Below are 13,037 nucleotides of genomic sequence, written 5' to 3'. Positions count from 1 at the left end.
GCCGCAAGTGCCAGACCCACGGACATTCGGACTTGACGAAGCGCCGGACTAATCCGCACTCTGGGAAAACCCTTGTGCCCGGAAGGCAGGTCAATGCCCTATTCGTCCCAGCAGAAATCGGCCTTCTGGAAAATCTGTCGCGACAGCCAAGACTTTCTTTCCAATCAGATGTTTCGCCCGAAACGCCAGTTGAAGACGGGGGATCAGATCGCGACGGCCGGAAGTTGCTTTGCCCAGAATATCGGCGCCTATATCAAGAAATCCGATTTGACCCTCGTAGACGTCGAACCTGCCCCCTACGGCATGCCACCGGACGTCGCCAAGAGATACGGGTATGACCTGTTTTCGGCCCGATACGGAAACATCTACACGGCCCGGCAATTGCGGCAATTGCTGACCGACGCCGTCACGGGCGACGTGCACAAAGAAGCGATCTGGGGTCAGGACGGCGCCTTTTTTGACGGCCTGCGACCGGGCATCGAACCCCACGGATACGCCAGCGTTGACGCGCTGAAGGCGCACCGGCGCGATCACCTCGACCGCGTGCGCTCCATCTTCGAGACGGCGGACATGTTCATCTTCACTCTGGGTTTGACCGAAGCATGGCAAGATACCAGGACCGGTTTGGCGTTTCCCACGGCGCCGGGTGTCGTTGCGGGCACCTATGACCCGGCCCGCCATTCCTTCGTCAACTTCCGCTTCAACGAGGTGGTCGAGGACATGAACATCGCCTTCGAACTGATGCGCGACATCGCACCGGACATCAGCCTCTTGCTGACGGTGTCCCCTGTTCCGCTGACCGCAACCGCGACCGACACACATGTGCTTGCGGCCACGACGTACTCCAAGTCCGTGTTGCGGGCCGCAGCAGAAGAGCTCGCGTTGAGCCATCCCAATGTCGATTACTTTCCGTCCTACGAACTGGTATGCGGCGTGCCGTTCGTGTCCGGGTCCTACACTGCGAACCTGCGGACCGTTGGGCGCTCTGCCGTGGATCGGGTGATGTCGGTTTTCTTTGAGGCCCACGCGGAAATACGCAAACCCGACATGGAGGATCCCCAGCCCATCGCCGCGCCCGGGTTCGACGATCTGGACGCGGACGATGCTCTGATCTGCGAAGAAATGCTGCTTGAGGTTTTTGCAGACAAATGAAGATTTGTATGATCGGCGACAGCCATCTTGCGATGATGATGGAAGCGGCCAAGGCATATTCCAAGTCAGAGTGTGACATTACCGCCGTGACCTGGCCACGCCAATTCGAAGATCAATTCTCCTATCAGGGATCGCAATTGATGGCGATGGGCCCGGAATTGGCCGCGTTCTGGAAAAGTGGCGGATATTCCGACAGAATTGAACTTACGAAGTTCGACAAGATCGTATTCGTGTCTCACACCGTCACGATGTTCAATATCTTCAATATTCTGAGGGACCATGTTGTTTCCGACTGGAATGGCGGCGCTCTTGTTGTCGAGGCGGTCAATTCCCTAAATGCGCCCCCGAACAGACGGCGGCTTTTGACCTCTGCGGCCTTCCACGAGTGTCTGAAAGGCATAATAACAAGCAACTATGCCTTTCGCATCGCGGCCGAGGCGCGCGCGCACTGCGCTGTGCCAATCTGCGTGCTGCCCGCCCCCTTTCTGGCAGAGGGCACTTTGACCCATCGTCCCAACTTGAACGGTCTCAAGCGTATCCTGAACCGCAAGGACGGTGCCAACCTTGCGCGCGCCTACAACGATGCACATGTTGCTGCCTTTGCGGATGTGACCGACGTGACCGTGGTGCCGCAGCCCGCCGAAACCATAACGCGGGCCTGCCTGACCAAGGAAGACTACCGCGTGGGCGCAACAAAATTCGGCACGGATGATTTGCACAGGGCCGATGACGTCATGCACGCGGGGCCTTTGATGGGGCAGCTTTTGCTGAAGGACATCCTTGCGTGACGGACTGGCTGCGGCCCCGGCGACACGACAGGGCGGATCAGGCGCACACATGGTCCGGCCTGTCGTATCCCTGTCCGCAGGTCGCGTGTCGCACCGCACCTCTTGCACGCGCCCGCGCCTTCGGCGAACGTCCCGCCATGCAACGCGTGATGATCATAGGCCAACCGGGGTCGGGGAAATCGACACTCGCCCGGCGGTTGGGCGAAAAGACGTTCCTGCCGGTCATCCATATGGATCACATCCACTGGACAGCGGGCTGGGTCGAACGGGACAGGGCCGAGAAATCGCAAATGACCCTTGATGTGATCGCAGAGCCGCAGTGGATCTTCGAAGGCGGGCACAGCGCGACCTATGCGCAGCGGCTGGCGCGCGCGGACACGCTGATCTGGCTTGACCTGCCGCTCATGCTGCGCCTGCGCCGGGTGCTGTGGCGGACCGTGCGCCACTACGGGCACACCCGGCCCGACCTGCCGCAGGGGTGTCCGGAACAGTTCAGCCTTGAATTCCTCGCGTTCATCTGGCGCACCCGGCACCGGTCGCGGGCGAAACTGCAGGCGCTCTACGACACGGCCCCGGCGGACAAGACCACGTACCGCTTTACGACCGCTGCACAGGTGAACACCTTTCTGTCAGACCTTGGAACCGCCCTTGCCATTGGCAACCTTGGCATTCCACATCGCTGACATGATGCCTTTGCCCCTGCTTGTCTGCCTGACCATGATCGCCTTTGCCGCCAATTCGGTCCTGAACCGCATGGCCGTGGACAGTGGCGCAATTGACCCGTCCAGCTTTGCCATGATCCGGGTGCTGGCGGGCGCGGTGGCGCTGTGCATGATCCTGACGGTGCGGGGTGGGGCGCTGCCGATGCTGGACCGCGGCCGCATCGTCGGCGCGCTCAGCCTCGGGGCGTACATGATCGGGTTCTCGCTCGCCTATGTGACGCTTGATGCCGGGCTTGGGGCGCTCATCCTCTTTGGCACGGTCCAGGTCACCATGTTCGGCTGGTCCGCCCTGCGCGGCAGCGCGCCGACAGTGCGGCAAATCACCGGGGCCGGCATCGCGTTTGCAGGCCTGCTGCTGGCGCTCTGGCCCAGGGATGGCGGCGGCGGCGATCTGACGGGCGCGATGCTCATGGTCATCGCCGGGCTGGGGTGGGCCGCCTACACGCTGGCGGGCAAGGGCGCGCGCGACCCGTTGGCAGCCACGGCTGCCAACTTTGTCTGGACGCTGCCACTTCTGGCGATGCTGCTTTTGGGGACTGGCCTGCATGCGGCGCCCTCGGGTATCGCCCTGGCCATTCTGTCAGGGGCCGTGACATCCGGGCTGGGCTACGCGCTGTGGTACAGCATCCTGCCCCGGCTGGCCGGACAAACGGCCGCGGTTGTGCAACTCAGCGTGCCGATCATTGCCATCGTGGCCGGGGCGCTGCTGTTGGGAGAGACGCTTTCGGTGCTGCTGGGCCTGTCCGCGGCCCTGGTTGTCGGCGGGATTGCAGTGGCGGTTACCGCGCCAAAGGTTCCAGCGGGTCATAGCTGACGGCCCCCTCCCCAAACGCCACGCGGCCCAGACTGTCGGGCTTGTGCGGCACCGCCGCCAGGTCCTCGCGCGTCAGCCAGCGCCGCTCGGTCACGACGGCTTCGGCATCATGCCACACGTCCGGGCGGGGGGTGCCGGGCACCACCCGACAGCGAAAGAACACCTCGACCTGATGAAACTGGCTGGGCGCATCGTGGTATTCGTTCACCAGACAGGGCGCGCCCACTTCGATGGTCAGACCCGTCTCCTCGTGCACCTCGCGTGCCAGGTTGGCGGGCAGGCTGCTGCCCACCTCGACCCCGCCGCCCGGCGCACACATCAGATCGCTTTTGGACGTATGCCAGGCGTTTACCATCAACAACCGTCCGTCTTCGACAATGACGGCACGCACGGCAAGGCGGGGGGATTTGGGACGCATGTTCGGGCCTTTGAAATTTCGACGACGCGTCATCATTCCATAACCGCACCCAAGGGGCTATCTGAAAGCCATGAGATGGATTACTGCCCTTGTCATGTCCCTTCTTGCCACCACGGCCCGCGCGGATTGCGTGGTGCTCTTGCACGGGCTTGCCCGAACCGAAGCGTCGCTGGTGGTGCTGGAACAGGCGCTGCTTGCGGATGGCTACCGGGTCGTGCGGCCCGGCTACCCCTCGACGTCCGAAACGGTCCAGACCCTGGCGCAGGATGTCATGCCGCGCGCGATCAAGGCGTGCGGCACCGACACCGTGCACTTCGTGACCCATTCCATGGGGGGCATTCTGGTGCGCCACTGGTTTGCCAACAATCCGACACCGGCCCGAATGGGGCGCACGGTGATGCTGGCCCCGCCCAACCGCGGCAGCGAGGTGGTGGATGAACTCGGGGATCTCGAAGCGTTTGGCTGGTTCAATGGCCCGGCGGGACGGCAATTGGGCACAGGGCCCGACAGCCTGCCGCGCCGCTTGCCCGCCGTGACCTATCCGGTCGGTGTGATCGCGGGGGAACAATCGCTCAACCCCTATTTCTCGTCGCTGTTGCCGGGGCGGGATGACGGCAAGGTGTCGGTGGTCTCGACCCCCGTCGCCGGTATGCAGGACCATATCGTGTTGCCGGTCACGCACACATTCATGATGAACAACCCGAATGTCATTGCGCAGGTGCTCACCTTTTTGGAAAACGGATCCTTCGACCGCGAATTGCGCTGGGTCGATGCGGTGTTGGAACAGCTCGGCTGTCCCGACGGGGACTGTTTGACAGGAAACGGTGATGATCGAGATTGACCTCGTCGCGGCAGAAGTGTTGCTGCCCTCCGGCGTCGAAGACACCCGCCTTTCGATTGCGGGCGGCGTGGTTGCCGATGCGCCGGTCGGCCGTGCGGTTAACTTGCGCGGTTACCGGATTCTGCCCGGGATTGTCGATGTGCACGGCGACGGGTTCGAACGGCACATGGCCCCGCGCCGGGGCGCGATGAAACAGATGAACGACGGCATCGTGGCCGCCGAGGCCGAGATCGCGGCCAACGGCATCACCACCGCCGTCATGGCCCAGTTCGTCAGTTGGGAAGGCGGGCTACGCGGGCTCGACTTTGCCGATCAGGTGTTTGGCGCGCTCAGTGCGACACGCGACAAGGTTGTCACCGACCTGCGCCCGCAATTGCGGTTCGAAACCCACATGCTCGACCTCTATTCCGACCTGCCCGCCCGGATTGCGGATTGGAATGTGGGCTATGTCGTGTTCAACGACCACTTGCCGCATGACCGGCTGGCCGACGGGCGCAAACCGCCGCGCCTGACCGGGCAGGCGCTCAAGGCCGGGCGCAATCCGGATGTGCATTTCAGGATGCTGCTGGATTTGCATGCGCGCGGGGGCGAGGTGCCCGCCGCGCTCGACACGCTGTGCGCCGCGCTCCAAAAGGCCGGTGTGATAATCGGCAGCCACGACGACCACACCCAGGCACAGCGCGCCACGTGGCATGCGCGCGGCGCAACCGTGGCCGAATTCCCCGAAACGCCCGAGGCGGCGCAGGCGGCACATGACGCGGGCGATCTGGTGGTCCTGGGCTCTCCCAACGTGGTGCGGGGCGGGTCCCACAAGGGCAACGCGTCCGCCCTCGACCTGATTGCCATGGGGTTCTGTGACGCCATCGCATCGGATTATCATTATCCGTCGCCCCGGCGTGCGGCATTGATGTTGGCCAAAAGCGGGCTGATGGACCTGGCCGGGGCCTGGGCGCTTGTGTCATCGGGCCCGGCGGCTGTTCTGGGCCTGTCGGACCGCGGCACGTTGGACGCCGGCAAACGGGCGGACCTTGTGATCCTCGACAGTCACGACCGGGTGGCGGCCACGCTGTCCGGTGGGCGCGTCAGCTACATGTCGGGCGATATCGCACAGCGTTTCGTTGCCGCAGCCTAGCCGACAATCCGGTTCACATGGCCCATCTTGCGGCCCGTGCGGGCCTCGGCCTTGCCATAAAGATGCAGGGCCGTCGCAGGGGTGCGGGCCAGTTCGGGCACCCGGTCCATGTCGTCGCCGATCAGGTTCTCCATCACCACATCCGCGTGCCGCCTGCCGTCGCCCAGGGGCCACCCGGCTATGGCACGAATATGCTGTTCAAACTGGTCCACGACACAGCCCTGCTGGGTCCAGTGGCCCGAGTTGTGCACGCGCGGCGCAATCTCGTTCACGATCAAACCCTGCGGCGTGACAAACAGTTCAACACCCAGAACCCCCACATAGTCCAGCGCATTCAGAATGTTGGCAGCCAACAGGACGGCATCGGTGCGCTGCGACGGGGTCAGGCGGGCCGGAACGGTGGTTGTGTGCAGGATGCCATCCTTGTGCACATTCTCGCCGGGGTCGAAACAGGCGACAGACCCGTCCGGTCCACGTGCGGCAATGACGGACACTTCGTGGCTGAAATCCACGAACCCTTCCAGCAGGGCGGGTGCGCCCTGCATTTCGGCCCATGCGGCCTCGGCGTCACCGGGGTCCGTGATGCGGGCCTGCCCCTTGCCGTCATATCCAAACCGGCGGGTCTTCAGAATGGCGGGCGCTCCGATTTGGGGCAGGGCCGTCGCCAGGGCCGCCATGTCCGGCACATCCGCAAAGGGCGCGGTCTTCAGGCCCAGACCCTGCAGGAACTCCTTTTCCACCAGCCGGTCCTGGCTCACCCGCAACGCCTCGCGGCCCGGGCGGATCGGTGCGTGATCTTCCAGCGCATCCAGCGTCAGGGTCGGGATATTCTCGAATTCATATGTGACGACATCCACCGTGGTGGCAAAGGCAAACAGCGCGTCGTTGTCTTCATAGGGGGCCGTCGTCACCAAATGCGCAACATCGCCCGCAGGGGGCAGGTCGGACGGATCAAAGACATGGGTGCGAAAGCCCAGGCGGCTGGCCGCAACTGACAGCATCCGGCCCAGTTGACCGCCGCCCAGAATGCCGATGGTCGACCCCGGTGCCAGCGGTTCAGTCATCCTGCGGCACCTCCGGGATCGACGCCGACAACGCGTCGCGCCATGCCTCCAGCCGCGCGGCCAACGCGTCGTCGGACACGGCCAGAATGCCCGCCGCCATCAACCCGGCATTGGCGGCACCGGCCGCGCCGATCGCCATGGTTGCCACGGGGAACCCACGCGGCATCTGCAGGATGGAATACAGGCTGTCGACCCCGCTCAGGGCCTTGGTCTGGACCGGCACGCCAATCACCGGAACACGCGTCTTCGATGCCATCATACCCGGCAAATGCGCGGCACCCCCGGCACCGGCAATGATCACCTTCAATCCCCGGTCCACGGCCGTCCTGCCATAGTCCCACAACCGGTCCGGCGTCCGGTGGGCCGACACGATCCGTGCCTCATATGGCACCTCCAGCGCGTCCAGCATCTCGGCGGCTTCGCGCAGGGTGGGCCAATCGGACTGGCTGCCCATGATGATGCCAACAGGGGTCTGGGTCATGTCTTGCCGCCCTCATGTTCAAGAAGCGCGCACTATAGCCAGATCAGACCCATAGGCAATGCCGCCCCAACCGGATTCACCGGACACGATGCTGCGTCGCAGCATGGCCGGGGCGAAAGGATCAGGCGATGATGTCAGGGGTCAGGCGGTCTTCGATAATGGCGATCTGGTCCTTGAGACGCAGCTTCTTCTTCTTGAGCCGCTGAAGGGTCAACTGATCGCCCGTGGCCTTTTCCTGCAATGCGGCGATGGCTTCATCCAGATCGCGGTGCTCACGCTTGAACACCTCCAGTTCAACGCGCAACACTTCGTCTGTCTTCATCGAAATGTCCGAAGGGGCATTCATGGCGCGATTCCAAGCAATTGCAGAGCCTTTAATATAATCACAACCATCCCAACCGCCTAGACCTTGTTCCGGTCAACATTTCTGCCCATATTTACCCTATCCGCTGCCGCAACAGGGGCGGAAACCTGACTGTCGCTTGACCAAAAGGACGTGTCGCATGACGAAGATGACCCTTGCCTCATACCCCCACATGCTGGGGTTCGAGCAACTGGAACGCCTGCTGGAACGCACGGCCAAAAGTGCCGAAGGCTATCCGCCGTTCAATATCGAACAGACGGCGGACCTGTCGTACCGCATCACCCTGGCCGTGGCCGGATTTGCCGAGGATGACCTGTCCATCACGGTCGAAGACCGCCAACTGGTGATCCGGGGACGCCAGGGCGAAGACACGGAAAACCGCGTCTTCCTGCATCGCGGCATTGCCGCGCGCCAGTTCCAGCGCAGTTTTGTGTTGGCCGACGGGGTCGAGGTTGGCGAAGCGGTGATGGAAAACGGTTTGCTGCATGTCGACCTGACACAAGCCAAGCCCGAGACAATCGTCCAGACGATCAACATCAGGAAAGGATGAGTCATGAACACGCCCTTTGATTTGAACGCCGATGTGGGCCGGATGGTCTATGTCAAACCCATCGACATCGAGGCGCTGCCGCAAGAGGTGCAGGACCAGGCCCAAGGGCTGGACCAGCTCTTTGCCGTGCACGATGCCGAAGGACAGCAACTGGCGCTGGTCGCGGATCGCAAGCTGGCCTACGCGCTGGCGCGGCAACACGACTACGCGCCGCAGCCGCTGCACTGATGTCAGGGCGTGCGCGCCGCGCGCACGCCTGCTCCGGATACCGTCCGCAAAAATGTGGAACGGGCCAGGCGCGTCCTGTGCTAGGCTGCTGCATCGCTTGGGACGGAACCGCTTATGACAATTGCTCAGACAGAAACGAAGCCTGACGCAGTCCGGGTTGTTGAACTGGCTGGTGACGCCAATTACGTGCAAGGGCAGTTTATCCGGCACGCAGCCACGCTCGGGTCACAGAAAATCGGCGTATTTGACGTCGTGAACAATCCGGCGGGTGCATACCCGGATCCTCCGCTCGCTGAATACAGCCTGCAACTGGCAACTGCCAAAGCTGCACGGGCTGAATTCGACCTTGGCGCAGGACCTTTTCATACCACATTCGGTCGCGGCACGGCGATCCTGGCGCCCCCCGGTGCGGACTGCGACTACATATTGGAGAGTTCCTTTTCGCTGATCAATGTCGGCCTGCCTCTGCCGCTCTTTGACGAAGCGATGCGGGCCTTCAACGGGGCGCACAAGCCCGATCTGGAACGTCTGCACACGATGGCCTTCCGCGATCCGCGGATCGAGACCATGTGCACCACGATCGCGCAAAATGCGCGCTCGGGCGGCAGCACCGACGCGTTGGCCGTCGATCACGCCGCCTTCGGCATCGCGGCCCTGCTGGTCGACAAGGCGGGCAAGGTCACGCGCTATCCCGGAACCCCTGCGCCCTTGTCCGACGCCGAATTCTCCAGCGTGCTCGACCTCATGCACGACAGGATCGAAGAGGGGGTGACGCTGACCGACCTTGCGCGCCTCAGCGGGCGCGATGTCTACCAGTTCAGCCGGGCGTTCCGCCTGCGGGCCGGGGTCGCGCCCTACAAATTCCTGATCTGGATGCGCCTCGACCGCGCGCGCGACCTGCTGGCCGCGACCGACCTGCCGCTGGTCGAAATCGCCTATGCCTGCGGCTTTTCCAGCCAGGCGCACCTGACGACAGTGTTCCGCAAGACGTTGGGCACAACACCGGGCGTCTACCGGAACCGGCACTGACAGCGCCCCGACACAGTGCGCCTCCCCCCTCTGCCCCCAACCCCTGTCCCGCCGGGAGAGGCGACCGCCTCCCCCTCCGGCACGGAGGGGGACCGAGGGGGAGGCATGCGCATCACACAGCGCCGTGCGCTGACAAGCATACATTCCCTTCCCGCCCGAACCGGTCCATCCTAAGCTGCGCCGGGACACCGGCAAAAGGGGAACCAGCCATGCCATTCAACGTCGACTGGGTCGATGCCTTCACCAACCGGGCCTTTGGCGGCAATGGCTGCGCCGTCGTGCATGATGGCGCGGGCTTGGATGATGCCACCTGCATGGCCGTCGTCCGCGAAACCTCGCTTGTCGAATGCACCTTCACCGGCCCCTCGGACGTGGCCGACATCCGCGTGCGTTACTTCCTGGCAAGTCGTGAAATTCCGTTTGCAGGGCATCCGACCGTCGCGACCGTCGCGGCGCTGCGCCACCGCGGGCTGATTGGCGATGGCCCCGTCACGTTGGAGACCGGGGCAGGGATCGTCCCCGTGGACGGCACCGGCATGTCCGTCCGTATGACGCAAGTCGCCCCGACCTTCGGCGCGCGCCCCGATGCGGCACTTGTGGCAGCCGTGGGCGGTCTCGGCGTCGATGACATCCTGCATCCCCCACGCGTGACCTCGACCGGGCTGCCTTTCACCATCACCGTTCTCAGGGACCGCGCGACGCTCGACCGCGTCCGCTTCGACATGCAGGCGTTCCGCGCCTATCTCGACACGTTGGGCGCGCACGGCACCGACGTGATGGAGCCGTTCTGGTGCATCCTTCAAGGCGCGACCGAAGCGGGCGACACCTTTGCCCGCCTGCTCATGGCCCCGCCCAGCCCGGCCGAGGATCCGTTTACCGGATCGGCCACCGGGGCCATGGCCGCCTATCTCTGGTCCGAAGGGGTGATCGACAGCCCGACCTTCACCGCGGAACAGGGTCACGGCCTTGGCCGCCCCGGACAGGCACAGGTCGAGGTGCTGGGCCCCCGCGACGCCATCACCGGCGTGGTGGTCGAAGGGCAGGCGCATGTGCTGATCAGCGGCACATTGCACCTCTGACGCCGCGTGATTTGGCGCCGCCTGCGGTCGTCGCGCAGTGTGCGTTTTGCGTGGTTAACATCCGGCAAACCCACCGCGCGCCGCCCAAGCGGTTGCGATCATGGACGAACCACAGACCGGTTAACGTCCGCTGACCCCATCGCACAGCCTGTCCCCGCGGGGACAGGCCCGAAAAAAACTGTCCCCGCGGGGACAGTTCCTGTGCCGTCACGCCATTATTGCGCCGCGATCAGCCCCATGCTCTCCAGTTTCAGCAGGACCTGGTGCGCACAATTGTCCACGTCCACATTCTCTGTCTCGACGCTCAATTCGGGATTTGCGGGCACATCATAGGGGTCCGAAATGCCGGTAAATTCCTTGATCTTGCCCTCGCGCGCCAGCTTGTAAAGCCCCTTGCGATCCCGCCGCTCGCACTCCTCGATGGACGTGGCCACGTGCACCTCGACAAAGGCCCCGAAGGCCTCCACATCCTCGCGCACGGCACGGCGGGTCGTGGCATAGGGCGCGATGGGCGCACAGATCGCGATCCCGCCATTCTTGGTAATCTCGGACGCGACATAGCCGATGCGGCGGATGTTCAGATCGCGGTGTTCCTTGGAAAAGCCCAGTTCCGAAGACAGGTTCTTGCGCACGATGTCGCCATCCAGCAGGGTCACGGGACGCCCGCCCATCTCCATCAGCTTGACCATCAGCGCGTTGGCAATGGTCGACTTGCCTGACCCGGAAAAGCCGGTGAAGAACACGGTAAAGCCCTGTTGCGACCGCGGCGGCTTGGTCTTGCGCAATTCCTTGACCACCTCGGGGAACGAGAACCATTCGGGGATCTCAAGCCCTTCCTGCAAGCGACGCCGCAGCTCGGTGCCCGAGATGTTGAGGATGGTGATGTCATCCTTGTCCTTGATCTCGTCGATGGCCTCATACTGGGCGCGTTCCTGCACCCAGACCATGTGTTTGAAGTCGACCATCTCGATGCCCATCTCTTCCTGATGCTCGCGGAACAGGTCCTGCGCATCATAGGGGCCATAGAAATCCTCGCCGGCGGAATTCTTGCCGGGGCCCGCGTGATCGCGGCCCACGATGAAATGGGTGCAGCCGTGGTTCTTGCGGATCAGACCGTGCCACACCGCCTCGCGGGGGCCAGCCATACGCATGGCCAGGTTCAGCAGGGACATGGAAGTGGTGGCCTGCGGATACTTGTCCAGCACCGCCTCGTAGCAGCGCACGCGGGTGAAATGGTCCACATCGCCGGGCTTGGTCAGGCCCACGACGGGGTGGATCAACAGGTTGGCCTGCGCCTCGCGCGCGGCGCGGAAGGTCAGTTCCTGGTGCGCGCGGTGCAGCGGGTTGCGGGTCTGGAAGGCCACGACCTTGCGCCAGCCCATCTTGCGGAAATAGGCGCGCAATTCGTTGGGCGTGTCGCGACGACCACGGAAATCATAGTGCACAGGCTGCTGGATGCCGGTCACGGGACCGCCAAGATAGATGTCGCCAGCGGTGTTGTGCAGGTAATTCACGGCCGGATGCGCGCTATCGTCCGCGCCAAATACTTGCGCGGCTTCGTGCGCCTTGTTGGGTGTCCAGCGGTCGGTCACAGTCATGGTGGCAAGGATCACGCCTTCCTGATCGCGCAGGGCAATGTCCTGTCCGATCTCGAGGGTATCCGCAAATTTTTCGTTTACATCCAACGTGATGGGCATGGGCCACAGCGCGCCATCGGCGGTGCGCATGGTGTCCACAACGCTGTTGTAATCGGCCTCGGACAGGAACCCTTTCAACGGGTTGAAACCACCGTTCATCAACAGTTCCAGATCACAGATCTGGCGCGGCGTCAGATCCCAGCTGACCAGGTCGGCTGCGTCCAGTTTCATCTTCTGGGCACTGTCGTAAGACACATAGAGCTCAGAGATCGGAGCGAGGTTGTTTTCCATCAATTTAGTCCTGTGTTTCAGGGGGTTAAGCCCTGACGTGGTGCCGGTCAACTCGGCATAGAGGGCGTCGTATTCCGCAAATTTGCGGGCGAGAAACTGGTCAGTGAGGCGGTTCTTCTCTCCGGCCCCACGCGAGGTGAGCGCATAGGAAAAGCGTTGGCGTTTGTCGGGACCATCCGTCGCGCCCACCGCGACAAATCCGGCTTGCGTTGCCTGCCGCAACAGGGCGTTCAGGCGTCCAAGCGATACGCCGATGCCCTGCGCCATCGCGCGTTGCGTGGCACCGGGGGCCTCATCCAGTTGGCGCAACAGGCGGAACAGCTGGTCATCGCTGTCTGGGTTGGGTTTCACTGCGGTGGGCATCTGGACTGGCTGACTTTGTTCACGCGTGAACGCATCTCACAAAATGTTTGTTCATGCCAGAACGAACTTTGCCTCACGGCAGAT

15 protein-coding genes are annotated in these 13,037 nt (G+C 63.3%); 10 read left to right on the top strand and 5 right to left on the bottom strand.

Annotated features, from left to right (window positions below):
* The first annotated feature begins 93 nt into the window (after positions 1–93).
* From Q0844_RS07150 to Q0844_RS07135, 4 genes are all read left to right on the top strand, one after another.
* A complete protein-coding gene (locus tag Q0844_RS07150) occupies positions 94–1,152 on the top strand; it encodes a GSCFA domain-containing protein (RefSeq protein ID WP_299043370.1) in 1,059 nt (352 codons plus the stop codon).
* On the top strand, positions 1,149–1,940 hold the full coding sequence (locus tag Q0844_RS07145) for a hypothetical protein (RefSeq protein WP_299043369.1): 792 nt from the start codon (positions 1,149–1,151) through the stop codon (positions 1,938–1,940). Before Q0844_RS07150 ends, Q0844_RS07145 begins: the two co-directional genes overlap by 4 nt.
* 137 nt (positions 1,941–2,077) lie before the next feature.
* Entirely contained in the window at positions 2,078–2,623 is a 546-nt protein-coding gene (locus Q0844_RS07140; protein ID WP_299043368.1) for an AAA family ATPase, read from the top strand.
* Positions 2,624–2,627: 4 nt separating this feature from the next.
* Positions 2,628–3,476 carry a DMT family transporter gene (locus tag Q0844_RS07135; protein WP_299045239.1) on the top strand — a complete coding sequence of 283 codons (849 nt, stop codon included), beginning with the start codon at positions 2,628–2,630 and terminating at the stop codon, positions 3,474–3,476.
* Here Q0844_RS07135 and Q0844_RS07130 read toward each other — a convergent pair.
* Positions 3,442–3,894, bottom strand: coding sequence for an NUDIX domain-containing protein (locus Q0844_RS07130; RefSeq protein ID WP_299043367.1), 453 nt, complete (start codon positions 3,892–3,894; stop codon positions 3,442–3,444). The two genes, Q0844_RS07135 and Q0844_RS07130, sit on opposite strands and share 35 nt — an antisense overlap.
* A gap of 94 nt (positions 3,895–3,988) precedes the next feature.
* Between Q0844_RS07130 and Q0844_RS07125 the strand changes: the two genes are divergently transcribed.
* Positions 3,989–4,735 (top strand): alpha/beta fold hydrolase, encoded by a 747-nt coding sequence (locus tag Q0844_RS07125; protein WP_299043365.1) that lies wholly within the window; start codon positions 3,989–3,991, stop codon positions 4,733–4,735.
* On the top strand, positions 4,722–5,867 hold the full coding sequence (locus Q0844_RS07120) for an alpha-D-ribose 1-methylphosphonate 5-triphosphate diphosphatase (RefSeq protein WP_299043363.1): 1,146 nt from the start codon (positions 4,722–4,724) through the stop codon (positions 5,865–5,867). Before Q0844_RS07125 ends, Q0844_RS07120 begins: the two co-directional genes overlap by 14 nt.
* Here Q0844_RS07120 and Q0844_RS07115 read toward each other — a convergent pair.
* From Q0844_RS07115 to Q0844_RS07105, 3 genes are all read right to left on the bottom strand, one after another.
* Entirely contained in the window at positions 5,864–6,931 is a 1,068-nt protein-coding gene (locus Q0844_RS07115) for a 5-(carboxyamino)imidazole ribonucleotide synthase (RefSeq protein ID WP_299043362.1), read from the bottom strand. The genes Q0844_RS07120 and Q0844_RS07115 overlap by 4 nt on opposite strands.
* The gene (gene purE / locus Q0844_RS07110; RefSeq protein ID WP_299043361.1) at positions 6,924–7,412 is read right to left on the bottom strand and encodes a 5-(carboxyamino)imidazole ribonucleotide mutase; all 489 of its coding nucleotides are present in this window, start codon (positions 7,410–7,412) and stop codon (positions 6,924–6,926) included. The genes Q0844_RS07115 and purE overlap by 8 nt, the downstream gene beginning before the upstream one ends.
* Positions 7,413–7,533: 121 nt before the next feature.
* A complete protein-coding gene (locus Q0844_RS07105) occupies positions 7,534–7,758 on the bottom strand; it encodes a DUF465 domain-containing protein (protein WP_299043359.1) in 225 nt (74 codons plus the stop codon).
* 157 nt (positions 7,759–7,915) lie between these two features.
* Here Q0844_RS07105 and Q0844_RS07100 point away from each other — a divergent pair, with 157 nt between their 5' ends.
* From Q0844_RS07100 to Q0844_RS07085, 4 genes are all read left to right on the top strand, one after another.
* Entirely contained in the window at positions 7,916–8,326 is a 411-nt protein-coding gene (locus Q0844_RS07100) for an Hsp20 family protein (RefSeq protein WP_299043358.1), read from the top strand.
* A gap of 3 nt (positions 8,327–8,329) precedes the next feature.
* Positions 8,330–8,554 carry a DUF1150 family protein gene (locus tag Q0844_RS07095; protein ID WP_299043357.1) on the top strand — a complete coding sequence of 75 codons (225 nt, stop codon included), beginning with the start codon at positions 8,330–8,332 and terminating at the stop codon, positions 8,552–8,554.
* 114 nt (positions 8,555–8,668) lie between these two features.
* On the top strand, positions 8,669–9,583 hold the full coding sequence (locus Q0844_RS07090; RefSeq protein WP_299043356.1) for an AraC family transcriptional regulator: 915 nt from the start codon (positions 8,669–8,671) through the stop codon (positions 9,581–9,583).
* A 209-nt stretch (positions 9,584–9,792) separates the two neighbouring features.
* Entirely contained in the window at positions 9,793–10,662 is an 870-nt protein-coding gene (locus Q0844_RS07085; RefSeq protein WP_299043354.1) for a PhzF family phenazine biosynthesis protein, read from the top strand.
* Between the two features lie 215 nt (positions 10,663–10,877).
* Here Q0844_RS07085 and Q0844_RS07080 read toward each other — a convergent pair whose 3' ends face one another.
* On the bottom strand, positions 10,878–12,953 hold the full coding sequence (locus Q0844_RS07080) for a bifunctional sulfate adenylyltransferase/adenylylsulfate kinase (RefSeq protein WP_299043352.1): 2,076 nt from the start codon (positions 12,951–12,953) through the stop codon (positions 10,878–10,880).
* Positions 12,954–13,037: the final 84 nt, after the last annotated feature.

The organism is uncultured Tateyamaria sp. (genome assembly GCF_947503465.1).
Lineage (GTDB): Bacteria > Pseudomonadota > Alphaproteobacteria > Rhodobacterales > Rhodobacteraceae > Tateyamaria.
This window is presented reverse-complemented; position numbering and strand designations above follow the sequence as displayed.